The organism is Streptomyces sp. LHD-70 (assembly GCF_031157275.1).
GTDB lineage: Bacteria > Actinomycetota > Actinomycetes > Streptomycetales > Streptomycetaceae > Streptomyces.
Genome location: NZ_JAVIFW010000005.1, coordinates 196,475 through 212,014 on the forward strand (window position 1 = coordinate 196,475; position 15,540 = coordinate 212,014).

The 15,540-nt window shown below is 72.0% G+C and carries 13 protein-coding genes; 9 read left to right on the forward strand and 4 right to left on the reverse strand.

What is annotated here, in order from left to right; all coding sequences use genetic code 11:
• The 4 genes from pheS (at position 1) to RCO28_RS11585 (ending at position 6,086) form a co-directional block, all read left to right on the forward strand.
• Positions 1-1,128, forward strand: a complete 1,128-nt coding sequence (gene pheS, locus RCO28_RS11570; RefSeq protein WP_308940957.1) for a phenylalanine--tRNA ligase subunit alpha — start codon at positions 1-3, stop codon at positions 1,126-1,128.
• On the forward strand, positions 1,128-3,650 hold the full coding sequence (pheT, locus tag RCO28_RS11575; RefSeq protein ID WP_308940958.1) for a phenylalanine--tRNA ligase subunit beta: 2,523 nt from the start codon (positions 1,128-1,130) through the stop codon (positions 3,648-3,650). Before pheS ends, pheT begins: the two co-directional genes overlap by 1 nt.
• 484 nt (positions 3,651-4,134) lie before the next feature.
• Positions 4,135-5,478, forward strand: coding sequence for a transcriptional regulator (locus RCO28_RS11580; RefSeq protein ID WP_308940959.1), 1,344 nt, complete (start codon positions 4,135-4,137; stop codon positions 5,476-5,478).
• Between the two features lie 74 nt (positions 5,479-5,552).
• Positions 5,553-6,086, forward strand: a complete 534-nt coding sequence (locus RCO28_RS11585) for an NUDIX hydrolase (protein WP_308940960.1) — start codon at positions 5,553-5,555, stop codon at positions 6,084-6,086.
• A gap of 101 nt (positions 6,087-6,187) precedes the next feature.
• On the opposite strand, the gene RCO28_RS11590 is transcribed toward RCO28_RS11585, so the two are convergent.
• The gene (locus RCO28_RS11590; protein WP_308940961.1) at positions 6,188-6,445 is read right to left on the reverse strand and encodes a hypothetical protein; all 258 of its coding nucleotides are present in this window, start codon (positions 6,443-6,445) and stop codon (positions 6,188-6,190) included.
• Between the two features lie 264 nt (positions 6,446-6,709).
• Positions 6,710-7,567, reverse strand: coding sequence for a 3-hydroxybutyryl-CoA dehydrogenase (locus RCO28_RS11595; protein ID WP_282536173.1), 858 nt, complete (start codon positions 7,565-7,567; stop codon positions 6,710-6,712).
• 137 nt (positions 7,568-7,704) lie between these two features.
• Here RCO28_RS11595 and RCO28_RS11600 point away from each other — a divergent pair, with 137 nt between their 5' ends.
• Positions 7,705-8,982: a family 10 glycosylhydrolase gene (locus RCO28_RS11600; protein WP_308940962.1), complete on the forward strand. Its 1,278-nt coding sequence runs from the start codon at positions 7,705-7,707 to the stop codon at positions 8,980-8,982.
• An 84-nt stretch (positions 8,983-9,066) separates the two neighbouring features.
• Here the strand turns inward: RCO28_RS11600 and RCO28_RS11605 are convergent, their stop codons facing one another.
• Together RCO28_RS11605 and RCO28_RS11610 are read right to left on the reverse strand one after the other, a co-directional pair.
• Positions 9,067-9,258 carry a DUF1918 domain-containing protein gene (locus tag RCO28_RS11605; RefSeq protein ID WP_308940963.1) on the reverse strand — a complete coding sequence of 64 codons (192 nt, stop codon included), beginning with the start codon at positions 9,256-9,258 and terminating at the stop codon, positions 9,067-9,069.
• 230 nt (positions 9,259-9,488) lie between these two features.
• Complete coding sequence (locus RCO28_RS11610) at positions 9,489-10,442, reverse strand: DMT family transporter (RefSeq protein WP_308940964.1); 954 nt, start codon at positions 10,440-10,442, stop codon at positions 9,489-9,491.
• Between RCO28_RS11610 and RCO28_RS11615 the strand changes: the two genes are divergently transcribed.
• The 4 genes from RCO28_RS11615 to RCO28_RS11630 all read left to right on the forward strand — a co-directional run bounded on the left by RCO28_RS11615 (position 10,381) and on the right by RCO28_RS11630 (position 15,500).
• Positions 10,381-11,877 carry a PLP-dependent aminotransferase family protein gene (locus tag RCO28_RS11615; RefSeq protein WP_374991149.1) on the forward strand — a complete coding sequence of 499 codons (1,497 nt, stop codon included), beginning with the start codon at positions 10,381-10,383 and terminating at the stop codon, positions 11,875-11,877. The genes RCO28_RS11610 and RCO28_RS11615 overlap by 62 nt on opposite strands.
• An 84-nt stretch (positions 11,878-11,961) precedes the next feature.
• On the forward strand, positions 11,962-12,420 hold the full coding sequence (locus tag RCO28_RS11620; protein ID WP_308940966.1) for a GNAT family N-acetyltransferase: 459 nt from the start codon (positions 11,962-11,964) through the stop codon (positions 12,418-12,420).
• Between the two features lie 120 nt (positions 12,421-12,540).
• Entirely contained in the window at positions 12,541-13,131 is a 591-nt protein-coding gene (locus RCO28_RS11625) for a histidine phosphatase family protein (protein ID WP_308940967.1), read from the forward strand.
• Between the two features lie 146 nt (positions 13,132-13,277).
• Positions 13,278-15,500, forward strand: a complete 2,223-nt coding sequence (locus RCO28_RS11630; protein ID WP_308940968.1) for an NADP-dependent isocitrate dehydrogenase — start codon at positions 13,278-13,280, stop codon at positions 15,498-15,500.
• Positions 15,501-15,540 lie beyond the last annotated feature (40 nt).

Sequence of the window (15,540 nt, forward strand, 5' to 3'; positions counted from 1 at the left end):
ATGTCGGCACCGAACAAGTCGTACGACCCTGTCGAGGTCGAGGCACTGAAACCGGAAGAGATCGAGCGCATGCGGGACGAGGCGCTCGCCGCCTTCGCCGCCGCGGACTCGCTCGACGCTCTGCAGGCGGCCAAGGTCGCGCACGCCGGCGGCACCTCGCCGCTGTCGCTCGCCAACCGCGAGATCGGCGCGCTGCCGCCGCAGGCGAAGGCCGAGGCCGGCAAGCGCGTCGGCCAGGCCCGCGCCGCCGTCGGCCGGGGCCTCGCCGCCCGCCAGACCGAGCTGGAGGCCGAGCGGGACACGCGGGTCCTGGTCGAGGAGGCCGTGGACGTCACGCTGCCTTACGACCGCACCCCCGCGGGCGCCCGGCACCCGCTCACCACGATCATGGAGCGCGTCGCGGACGTCTTCGTGTCCATGGGATACGAGGTCGCCGAGGGCCCCGAGGCCGAGGCCGAGTGGTTCAACTTCGACGCCCTCAACTTCGTGCCGGACCACCCGGCGCGGCAGATGCAGGACACGTTCTTCGTCGAGGGCCCGGAAGGCACCTCCGGCGACGAGTCCGGTGTCGTGCTGCGCACCCACACCTCGCCGGTGCAGGCCCGCGCGCTGCTCGACCGGGAGCCGCCGGTCTACATCGTCTGCCCCGGCCGCGTGTACCGCACGGACGAGCTCGACGCCACGCACACCCCGGTCTTCCACCAGATCGAGCTGCTCGCGATCGACGAGGGCCTCACCATGGCCGACCTGAAGGGCACCCTCGACCACATGGTCAAGGCGCTCTTCGGTCCCGGCATGAAGACCCGGCTCCGCCCCAACTACTTCCCGTTCACCGAGCCGTCCGCCGAGATGGACATGGTGTGCTACGTCTGCCGTGGCGAGTCCGTGGGCAACCCCGACCGGCCGTGCCGCACCTGCGGCAGCGAGGGCTGGATCGAGCTGGGCGGCTGCGGCATGGTCAACCCGCGCGTGCTGACCGCGTGCGGCGTCGACCCCGAGAAGTACAGCGGATTCGCCTTCGGGTTCGGCATCGAGCGGATGCTGATGTTCCGCCACAACGTCGAAGACATGCGAGACATGGTCGAGGGTGACGTCCGGTTCACCCGGCCGTTCGGGATGGAGATCTGATGCGGGTCCCGCTTTCTTGGCTGCGGGAGTACGTCGACCTGCCGGCCGGTGCGACCGGTCGCGACGTACAGGAGAAGCTCGTCGGAGTCGGCCTCGAGGTCGAGACCGTCGAGCAGTTGGGCGCCGACCTCAAGGGTCCGCTCGTCGTCGGCCAGGTGCTCACCATCGAGGAGCTGACGGAGTTCAAGAAGCCGATCCGCTTCTGCACCGTCGACGTCGGCACCGCCAACGGCACCGGTGAGCCGCAGGAGATCGTCTGCGGCGCCCGGAACTTCGCCGTCGGCGACAAGGTCGTCGTGGTCCTGCCCGGCGCCGTTCTGCCCGGCGGCTTCGCGATCTCCGCGCGCAAGACGTACGGCAAGAAGTCGCACGGCATGATCTGCTCCGGCGACGAGCTGGGCATGGGCGACGACGGCAGCGGGGGCATCATTGTCCTTCCGCCCGAGCACGAGGTCGGCACCGACGCGATCGAGCTGCTCGAACTCGTCGACGAGGTCCTGGACATCGCCGTCACGCCCGACCGCGGCTACTGCCTGTCGATGCGCGGCGTCGCCCGCGAGACCGCCACCGCGTACGGGCTGCCGCTGCGCGACCCGGCGCTGATCGACGTGCCCGGCCCCAACGCGCACGGCTACCAGGTGGAGGTCTCCGACCCGGCCGGCTGCGACCGGTTCACGGCCCGCACCGTCACCGGCCTCAACCCGGAGGCGCACTCGCCGATCTGGCTCAAGCGCCGCCTGCAGAAGGCCGGCATGCGCCCGATCTCGCTCGCCGTCGACATCACCAACTACGTGATGCTGGAGCTCGGCCAGCCGCTGCACGCCTACGACCGGTCCCTCGTGGAGGGCACCATCGGCGTGCGCCGCGCCGAGCAGGGCGAGAAGATCACGACCCTCGACGGCGCCAAGCGCGTCCTGGACGCCGCCGACCTGGTGATCACCGACGAGCGCGGCCCGATCGGCCTCGCCGGTGTCATGGGCGGCGCCCACACCGAGATCGCCGACGCGGAGCCGGACCCCGAGACCGGTGAGGTCAAGGGCACCACGGACGTAGTGATCGAGGCCGCGCACTTCGACCAGCTGTCCATCGCGCGCACGGCCCGCCGCCACAAGCTGGCCTCCGAGGCGTCCAAGCGCTTCGAGCGCGGCGTCGACCCGGAGGCCACGTCCGCGGCGGCCCAGCGCACCGTCGACCTCCTCGTGCTGCTCGCGGGCGGCACGGCGGAGGCGGGCGTCACCGAGGCCATCGCGCCGAGCGCCCCGCGCACGATCACGATCCCGGCCGACCACCCGGACAAGGTGGCGGGTGTGGCGTACGGCCGGGAGACCGTCGTACGCAGGCTCCAGCAGGTCGGCTGCGATGTGTACGGGCAGGACTCTCTGACCGTGACGGTGCCGTCCTGGCGGCCCGACCTCACCGACCCGAACGACCTGGCCGAAGAGGTCATCCGCCTGGAGGGGTACGAGAACCTGCCCTCCACGCTGCCCTCCGCGCCCGAGGGCATGGGGCTGACCCAGCGGCAGCGCACGCACCGCCGCGTCGGCATCGCGCTGGCCGGAGCCGGGTACGTCGAGGCGCTGAACTACCCGTTCATCGGCGAGCCCGTCTTCGACGACCTGCTGCTCGACGCGGACGACTCCAACCGCCGCGTCGTGAAGCTCGTCAACCCGCTCTCCGACGAGGAGCCCGCGCTCCGTACGACGCTGCTTCCGGGCCTCCTGGCCGCGCTGCGCCGCAACGACAGTCGGGGCAGCCACGACTTGGCGCTCTTCGAGACCGGCACCGTCTTCCACCCGAGGCAGGAGCAGCGCACCGCGGTGCGGCTCCCGGTGGACCGGCGCCCGACCGAGGAGGAGCTGGCGGGCCTGGACGAGGCGCTGCCGTACCAGTGGCGGAACGTCGCGGTCGTCCTCACCGGCGCCCGTGAGCAGGCCGGCTGGTGGGGCAAGGGCCGCCCGGCCGACTGGGCGGACGCCGTCGAGGCGGCCCGCGTCGTGGCCCGCGAGACGGGGGTCGAACTCACCGTCCGCAAGGGCCAGTACGGGCCGTGGCACCCGGGCCGCTGCGCGGAGCTGGTGATCGTGGCCGACGGTGCCGAGAAGGTCGTCGGGTACGCGGGCGAGCTGCACCCCCGCGTCATCAAGGCCCTCGGCCTGCCCGCGCGCACCTGCGCGATGGAGCTGGAGCTCGACGCGCTCGTCACCGACGAGGTGCTTCAGGCGCCGCGGATCTCCACGTTCCCGGTGGCCACGCAGGACGTCGCCCTGGTCGTCGACGCGGACGTGCCGGCCGTCGAGGTCGAGGCGGCGCTGCGCGAGGGCGCGGGCGAACTGCTCGAATCCCTCCGCCTGTTCGACGTGTTCACCGGCGAGCAGCTCGGCGAGGGCAAGAAGTCCCTCGCGTACGCGCTGCGTTTCCGGGCCGCCGACCGGACGCTGACGGTCGACGAGGCCAGCGCGGCCCGTGACGCCGCGGCGGCCCTCGCGGGCGAGCGCACGGGCGCGGTCGTACGCGGCGCGTAGCGACCACGGCGGAGCGCTCGCAAGAGCGCAAAGTCCCTGATGAGGGGCGCACTTGGGAGACCGGGTGCGCCCCTCACTCGTTTCGGGTGGCAATGCCGGGGATCCACTCCTGCGCAAGGGGAGTTGAGCCTGCGTCGTCCGCCGGACCGCGGACGTACCTGGCAGACGGTCCGACGGGCGACGCGTGGGTGGGCCGCCGCTGTGTCGAGGGGGGAGCCGACGGCCCGGCCTCTCTGGCTCGGCCAGAGACCCGGCCCAGGGGGAGCCGGACGGAGCCCAGTCAACCGAGCGCGGGCCGCCGGGGGCAGAGCGCGTGCCGTCCCGATACGGGCACTTGGTTCACACCCCGTGTGAAGCGGGCTCAACTACGCTGAGCGCACAAAGCACTTGAAACGACGGACAACGACGCGGACAACGACGCGGACAACGACGGACCCAGGACGAGCCATCGAAGTCAGGGCTGAGACGCAGCCCGGAGGGCGAGATGCAGCCCAACACCCTGCTCGACGCGATCCTCGACGAGGCCGGAATCTCCCACGCGGGCCTGGCCGCCCATGTCAACCACGCGGGCAAGGCCCGAGGCCTGGCCCTGCGCTACGAACACACCGCCGTCGCCCGGTGGTTGAAGGGCCAGCGGCCGCGCGGCCAGGTGCCCGACCTGATCTGCGAAGTGCTCGCCGCCCGCCTGCACCGCAGCGTCACGCTCGACGACATCGGCCTGGGTGTGCCCGGCCGCCCCGCCGACCCGCACGCGGGCGGCACCCTCGGTGGGTTCGTCGAGCGGGCCACCGCGCTGTGGCGCTCCGACGAGCAGCAGCGACCGCACATACTCGGCGCCCCCGCCGTCACCGGAACCCCCGCCGTCATGCCCGTATGGGAGTGGGAGAACCCGCCGGAGGACGTGGACGTGTCCCGGGGCGGGCGGCACCGCGTCAGCATGACCGACATCGAGATGCTGCGCTCCGCGCGCGCCCACTACGAGCAGATGTACCGCAAGACCGGCGGCATCGCGACGCGCGCCCGCATCGTCGGCTTCCTCAACGCCGAGGCGGCCCCGCTGCTCCGCGGTTGCTACACCGACGCCACCGGACGCCAACTGCACCGCGCCACCGGCGGGTTGGTGGCCGTCGCCGGGATCTGCGCGTACGACTCGGACGCGCACGGGCTCGCGCAGCGCTACTTCCACCAGGCCCTGCGGCTCGCCAAGGCCAGCGGTGACCGGGGGCTCGGGGCGTACGTGATAGCGCTGCTCGTCAACCAGTCGCTGTTCATGCGGGAGTTCCGGCAGTCCGTGGCGTTCGCGGAGGCCGCCCTGCGCGCGGCGGGCCGGCACATCACACCGGCGCTCGCGGCCGACCTGTACGCGATGCAGGCCAAGGCGTACGCACACCTCGGCGACGGCAGCAGCGCGCTCTCCTGCATCCGGCGGGCCGAGTCCGCGGCCGAGCGCATCCACCGCCGCAGCGAGCCGGACGAGACGGGGTACGTGCAGCCGGGCCTCGTCAACGTACAAGTGGCGGAGGCGCTGTTGAGCCTCGGGGACCTGTCTGCGGCGCGGGAGCACTCCACGGCGGCCGTGGACACCCCGGCGCACGACCGGGGCAGGGTGCACCGCCTCGCCGTGCTCACCCAGATCGAGCTGCGGCAGGGCGAGGCGGACAAGGCGGTGGTCACGGCCGTCGAGATGGCCGAGCAGGCGCGGGGCATGGAGTCGCGGCGGCTGCGAGACCGGCTGCGCGCCGTGCGCGAACACCTCGTACGCAACGGCTGTTCGGGCACGGCCGAGGCGGCGGCACTGATCGACGGGGCGCTGCGCGTGCCGCTGTAGCCGGGCTGCGCGGCTCCCGAACTCCCGTCCGCTGCTGCGATATTGCCACTACTTCGGCGGAAGGTGGCAAAACCGTGCAGTGGACGAACCTGAAAGAACAAACTGTGTACGAGAACCGCTGGTTCCAGGTGAACCTGGCGGATGTCGCGTTGCCCGACGGCCGGCATCTCGACCACTTCCTGATCCGGATGCGGCCGGTCGCCGTGGCCACGGTGGTCAACGAGGCGAACGAGGTCCTCCTGCTGTGGCGGCACCGCTTCATCACGGACAGCTGGGGCTGGGAACTGCCCGCGGGGGTGGTCGAGGACGGCGAGGACATAGCCGTGGCGGCCGCGCGGGAGCTGGAGGAGGAGACCGGCTGGCGGCCGGTCTCCCCGATGCGGCACCTGATGAGCGTGGAGCCCTCCAACGGACTGTCCGACGCGGTGCACCACGTGTACTGGTCGGACGCGGCCACGCACCTCGGCCCCCCGCAGGACGCCTTCGAGTCCTCCCGGCGCGAGTGGGTGCACCTGAAGCTCGTGCCGGATCTGATCGCGCGGGGGGAGGTGCCGGGGGCGAACATGGTGGCGGCGTTGTTGCTCTTGCAGCGGCTTCGGTTGGGGTGAGCCATCGCCGGAGGGGCTCACATGTGAGCCCCTCCGGGGGCACCTCCCAGCGGTAGCTGGGGGAGTTTGAGGAGCGGGGTCAGGGGCGGAGCCCCGTGGCCTCAGCGCCCCACCGCCTGCCAGATCGCGACGACCAGCGCGCCGAGTGCCGCGAGTACCGCCAACGCAGGCAGCGGCCAGCGATTGCGCTCCAGGGCCGCGACCCGTGCGCTCAGGTCGTCCAGGTCCTTGCTGCTCTGCTCGTCGCGCTGGGTCAACAGGGCGAGTCTTCCGTCCACTTGGGCGAGACCCACGTCGATCGAGCGTCGTAACTCCGCGTGTTCCTCCGGGATCACGGTCTGCTCGGGGTCGGCGGTCACGAGTGCACTCCTTTCCGGCCGGAATCCGGCGTCGATTCACATCCCCCTGACGCGCACGCACAGTCAATACCGCTGGTCGTCGCGGAGGAAGCGAGTGCGCACGGCATATGCGGGCCCGGCGTGCACACCCTGTGTGAAACGAAGGGGCCCGGTCCGCGCGAAGCGGTGCCGGGCCCCTCTGTGACGGCCGTTTCTGGCCGGATCGATACGCAGCGTGGCTGGAACATGTGTTCCCGGCCGCGCGAGGCGGATCGGTTCGCGTGCTCAGTACGTGTAGAAACCCGAGCCTGTCTTCCGGCCCAGGCGGCCCGCGTCCACCATGCGCTGCAGCAGCGGGGGAGCGGCGTACAGCGGCTCTTTGTACTCGGCGTACATCGAGTCGGCGACCGAGGCGACCGTGTCCAGGCCGATCAGGTCGGCCAGCTTCAGCGGGCCCATCGGGTGGGCGCAGCCCAGCTCCATGCCGTTGTCGATGTCCTCGCGCGAGGCGATGCCCGACTCGAACATCCGGATCGCGGAGAGCAGATACGGGATGAGCAGGGCGTTGACGACGAAGCCCGAGCGGTCCTGCGCGCGGATCGCGTGCTTGCCGAGGACCTTCTCGACGACGGCCTCGGCCCGGCTGATCGTGCCCTCGGAGGTGGTGAGCGCGGGGATCAGCTCGACCAGCTGCTGCACCGGGGCCGGGTTGAAGAAGTGGATGCCGATGACCTGGTCCGGGCGGGAGGTCGCGACGGCCAGCTTGACCAGCGGGATCGAGGAGGTGTTGGAGGCGAGGATCGCGTCCTGCCGGGTCACGACCTGGTCGAGCACCTGGAAGATCTCGGTCTTGATCGCCTCGTTCTCGACCACGGCCTCGATCACGAGGTCACGGTCGGCGAACTCGCCGAGGTCGGTGGTGAAGGTGAGGCGGGCCAGCGTCTCGTCCCGCTCGGCCTCCGTGATCTTCCCGCGCTCCGCCGCCTTCGCGAGGGAGTTGTGCAGCCGCGTGCGGCCGATCTCCAGGGCCTCGCCGGTGGTCTCCGCGACCTTGACCTCCAGGCCGGAGCGGGCGCAGACCTCTGCAATGCCCGCGCCCATCTGGCCACAGCCCACAACTCCGACGCGTGCGATATCGCCCATAAGGTCGGTCACCTTGTGCCTTTCCATCATCTTCGGCCCGGCAGCGACGCCGTTGTACAGCGCCGGCCTCGGCCCAGACGTTACTCCGCGCCTCCTGGTGCCCCGTGGGCCGGGGCGGGCATCCTGTCCCTTCACACATGGACATCGGTCGCAAGGGGAGGCATTCGGTGCGAATCTCTCGCAGGGCGTTCGGAGCGGCAGCGGCGGCGGTGGTCAGCGGGCTCGCCGTGGACTCACCGGCGGTGGCGCAGGGGCGCGGAGAACCCGGGCGGCAGGGCGAACGGCACGGCGGGGACGGCGGGCGGCGGGAGATGCGCGGCATGTGGCTGGCGAGCGTCGACAACCGGGACTGGCCGTCGGCGCCGGGGCTCGGGGCGGACGAGCAGCGGGCCGAGCTGATCGCGTATCTGGACGGGGCGGTGCGGCGGCGGCTCAACACCGTGATCTTCCAGGCCCGCCCGGCGGCCGACGCCCTGTGGCCCTCGCCGTACGAGCCCTGGTCCGAGTACCTGACCGGGGTGCAGGGCCAGGACCCGGGCTGGGACCCGCTGGGCACGGCCGTCGAGGAGGCCCATCGGCGCGGGCTCGAACTGCACGCCTGGTTCAACCCCTACCGGGTCGCGATCCACGGCGACCTCTCCCGGCTCGCCCCCACGCACCCCGCGCGGACGCACCCCGAGTGGGTCGTGCCGTACGGCGGGAAGCTCTACTACAACCCGGGGCTTCCGCAGGTCAGGCGGTTCGTGCAGGACGCGATGCTGGACGCCGTGCGCCGCTATGCCGTGGACGGGGTGCACTGGGACGACTACTTCTACCCGTATCCGCATCCGGGCGAGGTGTTCGACGACGACGAGGCGTACGCGCGCTATGGCGCGGGCTTCCCGGACCGGGCCGACTGGCGCCGGCACAACACCGACCTCCTGGTGCGCGAGATGGCGGCGCGGATCCCACGAGTGCGGCGCGGGGTGGAGTTCGGGATCAGCCCGTTCGGGGTGTGGCGCAACAGCAGCACCGACCCGCGCGGCTCGGACACGGCGGCGGGGGCGCAGGCCTACGACGACCTGTACGCGGACACCCGGTCCTGGGTGCGGCGAGGCTGGATCGACTACGTCGTACCGCAGCTGTACTGGAACATCGGCTTCCCGGCCGCCGACTACGCGCGGCTGCTGCCGTGGTGGGCGGACGTGGTGCGCGGCACGGGCGTACGGCTCTGTCCGGGCGAGGCGCTCTACAAGGCGGGCGATCCGGCGCAGCCCACCCCTTGGCAGGACCCGGGGGAGCTGTCCCGCCATCTGGCGCTGGCGAGCGGTTTCGGTGAGGTGCGCGGTCACGCGTTCTTCTCGGCCAAGGAGGTCGTCCTCGATCCGTTCGGTGCGATGGCCCGCGTGGTGGCCGATCACTACGAGCGGAGCTGAGGGGCGCGGCGGGCGGCGCCGGCCTTGCCGGTGCCGCCCCCGCTCACGCGCGACGACGCCTCGCGTCCCGCTGCGCGCTGACGCCTATGCCTGTTCCTTGTGCTGTACGACGGTGTCGGGGCCCGGTGACAGGACTGCCTCGTGACCGTCGTCGAACTTGACGCGGTACGGGGGCTCGCCTGCGGAGCCGAGCACTTCGACGACCTCTGCGACGTGGTCGTGCTGGCCGACGATCCTGCCGTGCACCAGGAGCGTGTCGCCCACACTTGCCTGCATCGGTGGTGACCTCCCTGTCCGTTCGGAGGGTGCTTGCGGGGGTGCCCACCGCCCTGTTGTCCGGTGAGCGATCCTGGCCGTAAGTCTACGGCGGGGGAGCGATTCGGGCGCCCCAGGAGTCCGGAGCGCAGGCTCTCGTACGGGCTTGGATGCGGCGCCTGCTTACGGCCTTGCGTACGGCCTTGGGTACCGCCTTGCGTAAGTCCGCGTTCTGTATGCGGGTGCCGTCGTCAGCTCCGGGAGCGCTGGGTGACCGCGATGCAGACGAGCACGGCCACGGCGGTGAGCGGCGCCGCCCACGTCATGTCCTCGCCGAGCAGCAGCACCGACCAGACGAGCGTCAACAGCGGCTGGGCGAGCTGGAGTTGGCTGGCCTTGGGGATGCCGATCGCGGCCATGCCCCGGTACCAGACGATCAGGCCGACCCACTGCGAGCCGACCACGAGCCAGGCCATGCCGGCGACGCTGCGCGCGGTCAGCTGCGCGGGTTCGAGGCCGACGGCGACCCAGGTCGCGACGGCGGCGACCGGCAGGCAGAGGACCAGGGCCCAGCCGAGGACGTGCCAGCCCGGCATCACCCGGGACAGCCGGCCGCCCTCGGTGTAACCGGCCGCGCAGATCAGCAGCGCGCCGAAGAGATACAGGTCGGCGGAGGTCAGGGCGCCGCCGCTCTGCTCCACGGTGAAGGCGATGACGGCGGCGGCCCCGGCGAGGGCCGCGACCCAGAACGTGCGCGAGGGCCGCGCGCCGGTGCGCAGCGCCGAGAACAGGGCCGTCGTCAGCGGCAGCAGGCCCACGACGACGGCGGCGTGCGCGGTCGTGGAGGTCTCCAGGGCCAGGGTCGTGAGCAGCGGGAATCCGACGACCACTCCGGCGGCGACGACCGCGATCCCGGCCCAGTGCCGGCGCTCGGGCAGTCGTACCCGCAGCGCGAGGAGGCAGGCGCCCGCCAGCAGTCCGGCGAGGAGGCTGCGCACGGCGACCAGGGCCCAGGGGCCGAAGCCGTCGAGGGCCCAGGCGGTGGCGGGGAAGGTCAGCGAGAACGCGGTGACGCCGAGCGCGGCCTGCAGGGTGCCGGACGAGGGGCCTCGGTCGGCGGGTTCCGTGGGGCCGGGGCCTGCGGTGCCGGTCGTCGAGGCGACTGCTATCCGACTCGGGGGAGTAGCGCTATCCTGTGCTGTCATGCAAGAGCGTAGCAGCGTGGGTGATCTGGCAAAACTGCTCCGGGACGAAGTGAAGCGCTACTCACCTGGTGGGAAGCTGCCGTCGAGTCGGGCGCTGGTCGACCGCTATCGGGTCAGCCCTGTCACCGTCTCGCGCGCCCTCGCCCAGCTCTCCGCCGAAGGCCTGGTCGTCACCCGGCCCGGCGCCGGGGCCTTCCGCGCCGAGCCGCACTCCGCTCCGCAGCCCGCGGGGGACACGTCCTGGCAGCAGCTCGCCCTGAGCGCGGACGCGACGGCCGAGCTGGTGCCGCGCGCCGTCGACGCGAGCGGCGTCCTGGCCAGCCTGGCCGCGCCGCCCGCCGGGGTCATCGAGTTCAACACCGGCTATCTGCACCCGTCCCTCCAGCCCGAGCGCGCCCTGGCCGCCGCGCTCGCCCGCGCGGGCCGCCGCCCCGGCGCGTGGGCGCGGCCACCGCTCGACGGCATCCCCGAGCTGAGGGAGTGGTTCGCGCGCGGCTGCGGCGGCGCCATCACCGCGTCCGAGGTGCTGATCACCGCGGGCGGCCAGTCCGCGCTCACCACCGCGCTGCGCGCCCTGGCCCCGCCCGGTGCGCCCGTGCTCGTCGAATCGCCCACGTATCCCGGCATGCTGGCGATCGCGCGGGCGGCCGGGCTGCGGCCCGTGCCGGTGCCGGTCGACACCGACGGGGTGCGCCCCGAGCTGCTCGCCGCGGCCTTCGAGGCGACCGGGGCGCGGGTGTTCGTCTGCCAGCCGCTGTTCCAGAACCCGACCGGCGCGGTGCTGGCCGCGCACCGGCGGGGTGAGGTGCTGCGGATCGCGCGCGCGGCGGGGGCGTTCATCGTGGAGGACGATTTCGTCCGCAGGCTCGCGCACGAGGACGCCGGGCCGCTGCCCGCCCCGCTGATCGCCGAGGACCCCGACGGTGTCGTCGTGCATGTCTGCTCCCTCACCAAGGCCACCTCGCCCAGCTTCCGGGTCTGCGCGCTCGTGGCCCGCGGGCCGGTCCTCGAACGGCTGCGGGCGATCCAGATCGTCGACAACTTCTTCGTACCGCGACCGCTGCAGGAGGCCGCGCTCGAGCTCGTCGGGTCACCGGCCTGGAACCGTCATCTGCGGTCCGTGGCCACGCAGTTGAGGGACCGCAGGGACGCGCTGGCATCGGCGCTGCTGCGTGACGTCCCGGAACTCGCCCTGTCGCACGTCCCGTCCGGCGGCTACCACCTGTGGCTGCGCCTGCCCGACGGCGCCGAGGAGGCCGCCCTCGTCGGTGCCGCGCTGCGCGCCGGGGTCGCGATCACCCCTGGCCGCCCGTACTTCTGCGCCGAACCGCCCGCCGGGTACGTGAGGCTGAGCTTCGCGGGGCTCGCGGGGGACGCGGAGATCGCGGAGGGGGTGCGGAGGCTGCGGCGGGCGTGCGACGAGGTGCTGGGGTGAGCCGCAGGCCTCAGTTGCTCGGTTGCTCAGGACAGCGCCGGAAACTCGGTGGCCCGGCCCTTCCCCACCTGCGACTCTGCCGCCATGACGACACACGGGGCCACCGAGGCCACCCCCGCCGAGACCGCGCCCGGATACGAGATCTCCTCCGACCCGGCCCGCATCGACGCCGACCGCGTCTACGAGTGGCTCTCCACCGACGCGTACTGGGCCGTCGGCCGCAGCCGCGAGAAGCAGGACCGGGCGATCGCCGGGTCGCTCAACTTCGGGGTGTATGAGGAGAGTTCAGGAGAACAGGTCGGGTACGCCCGAGTCGTGACGGATCATTCCGACTTCGCCTGGCTCTGCGATGTGTACGTGGCCCCGCAGGCTCGCGGCAAGGGGCTCGGCACCGTCCTCGTCGCCGCCGTGCGCGCGGAGCTGGAGCCGTACGGTCTGCGGCGCATCCTCCTGGCCACGGCCGACGCGCACGGCGTCTACGAGAAGGTCGGCTTCCGGCGCGTCGACAACCCGGAGGCCTGGATGGTGTACGGCAGGCACTGAGCGGGCGGGGAGGGCGGTCGCCGGTGGCGGTCGTCGGTGGGGCGGTCTGCACCTCACCCCCACCTTCCTTCACGCCACCAACACTTGACCTGCGCAGCTCCTCCCAGCACGATCGCCGACATGCATGTACGGGTCACCTTCGTAGCCGCCGCCCGCAGCTCCTCCCTGCTCGCCGAGCACTTCGACGACGACCGGCCGCTCGACCAGGCCGGCTGGCACGAGGTGCAGCTGGCCGCGCACGGACTGGTGCCCCTTGCCGCCGCCGAGCTGCGCTACTGCTCGCCGACCCCGCGCAGCCGCGCCACCGGCGACGCGCTCGGCTACGCCCCGCTCGCCCAAGTCGCCCTGCGCGACTGCGACATGGGGCGCTGGCGCGGGCTCACCCTGGCGGAGGTCACGGCCCGCGAGCCCGGCGCGGTCGACGCCTGGCTCGCCGACCCCCGCTCGGCCCCGCACGGCGGCGAGTCCCTGCTCTCCTTCATCGCCCGCGTCGGCCAGTGGCTCGACACCCGCCCCGCCGACGACGGCGGCCGCGTCCTGGCGGTGGCGGAACCCGCGGTCGTACGGGCCGCGCTGGTGTACGCCCTCAAGGCGCCCCCGGCGACGTACTGGAACATCGATGTCCGCCCCCTGTCGACGGTTGCCCTCACGGGCCGGGCGGGCCGGTGGAGCCTGCGGCTCGGGGGCGGCGGGGGGCTGGAGGCGGCGTAGCCGGAACACGCGGGCGTCTTCGGCACGAGGAATTCGCGCAGGCTTCGCCGACAGCGAAGAGGGCCCTGTCCGCCCGGCCCCCGGCACGAGATATCTTGATGTCGAGCAATTCCGACCGATGCAGTAGACGTGGAGCGGAGCACCCGGTGACTGACTCGACCATCATCTACACCCACACTGACGAGGCCCCGGCCCTGGCGACGCATTCGTTCCTGCCGGTGGTCCAGGCGTACGCCTCGACGGCCGGTGTCGCCGTGGAGACCCGTGACATCTCCCTGGCGGGCCGGATCATCGCCCAGTTCCCCGAGTACCTCAAGGAGGAGCAGCGCATCGGCGACGCCCTCGCCGAGCTCGGCGAGCTGGCCAAGACCCCCGGCGCCAACATCATCAAGCTGCCCAACATCTCGGCCTCGATCCCGCAGCTGAAGGCCGCGGTCGCCGAGCTGCAGGCGCAGGGCTACGCGCTCCCGGACTACCCGGACGACCCGAAGACCGACGAGGAGCGGGAGATCGGCGCCCGTTACGACAAGGTCAAGGGCTCCGCCGTGAACCCGGTCCTGCGCGAGGGCAACTCCGACCGCCGCGCTCCCGCCTCGGTGAAGAACTACGCCAAGGCCCACCCGCACCGCATGGGCGCCTGGACCCCCGAGTCCAAGACCAACGTCGCCACCATGGGTGAGAACGACTTCCGCTCCACCGAGAAGTCCACCGTCATCACCGAGGACGGCGCCCTGCGCATCGAGCTGGTCGCCGAGGACGGCACCACCACCGTGCTGCGCGAGTCCGTAAAGGTCCTCAAGGACGAGGTCGTCGACGCCTCCGTGATGCACGTCGCGCCGCTGCGTGAGTTCCTCTCCGCGCAGATCGCCCGCGCCAAGGCCGAGGGCGTGCTGTTCTCCGTGCACCTCAAGGCCACGATGATGAAGGTCTCCGACCCGATCGTCTTCGGTCACGTCGTCCGCGCCTTCTTCCCGCAGACCTTCGCGAAGTACGGCGAGGCGCTCGTCGCCGCCGGCCTGTCCCCGAACGACGGCCTGGGCGCCATCCTCAAGGGCCTGGACTCCGTGCCGCACCTCGGCGCCGAGATCAAGGCGTCCTTCGAGGCCGAGCTCGCCGAGGGCCCCGAGCTCGCGATGGTCGACTCGGACAACGGCATCACCAACCTGCACGTCCCGTCGGACGTCATCGTGGACGCCTCCATGCCCGCGATGATCCGCACCTCCGGCCACATGTGGGGCCCGGACGGCGACGAGCACGACACCCTCGCGGTCCTGCCGGACTCCTCGTACGCCGGCCTCTACCAGGTCGTCATCGACGACTGCCGCGCCAACGGCGCCTACGACCCGTCGACCATGGGCTCGGTCCCGAACGTCGGCCTGATGGCGCAGAAGGCCGAGGAGTACGGCTCGCACGACAAGACCTTCGAGGTCCCCGTGGCCGGCACCGTCCGCCTGGTCGACACCGCGGGCAACGTCGTCCTGGAGCAGCCCGTCTCGGCCGGCGACATCTTCCGCGCCTGCCAGACCAAGGACGCGCCGATCAGGGACTGGGTCAAGCTCGCCGTCACCCGTGCCCGCGCCACCGGCGACCCGGCCGTGTTCTGGCTGGACGAGACCCGCGCCCACGACGCCCAGCTGATCGGGAAGGTCAACCAGTACCTCACGGAGCACGACACCGAGGGCCTGGAGATCAAGATCCTCGCGCCGGTCGACGCCACCCGCTTCTCCCTGGAGCGCATCCGCCGCGGCGAGAACACCATCTCCGTCACCGGCAACGTCCTGCGCGACTACCTCACCGACCTGTTCCCGATCCTGGAGCTGGGCACCAGCGCCAAGATGCTCTCCGTGGTCCCGCTGATGAACGGCGGCGGCCTCTTCGAGACGGGCGCCGGCGGCTCCGCCCCGAAGCACGTGCAGCAGCTGGTCAAGGAGAACTACCTGCGCTGGGACAGCCTCGGTGAGTTCCTCGCCCTCGCGGTCTCCTTCGAGCACCTCGCGCAGACCACGGGCAACGCCCGCGCGCAGATCCTGGCCGACACCCTGGACCGCGCCACGGCCACGTTCCTGGGCGAGAACAAGTCCCCGGCCCGCAAGCTCGGCAGCATCGACAACCGCGGCAGCCACTTCTACCTGTCCCTGTACTGGGCGCAGGAGCTGGCCAAGCAGACCGAGGACGCCGCGCTCGCCGAGGCGTTCGCGGAGCTCGCCAAGACCCTCACGGAGCAGGAGCAGACGATCGTCGACGAGCTCCTCGCCGTGCAGGGCTCCCCGGCGGACATCGGCGGCTACTTCCAGCCGGACGTGCAGAAGGCCTCGGCGGTCATGCGCCCCTCGGCCACCCTCAACCAGGCCCTGGACACCCTCGCCTGATCGAGGCTCGCTCCACCGCTCACGGGTACGCCCCGACCGG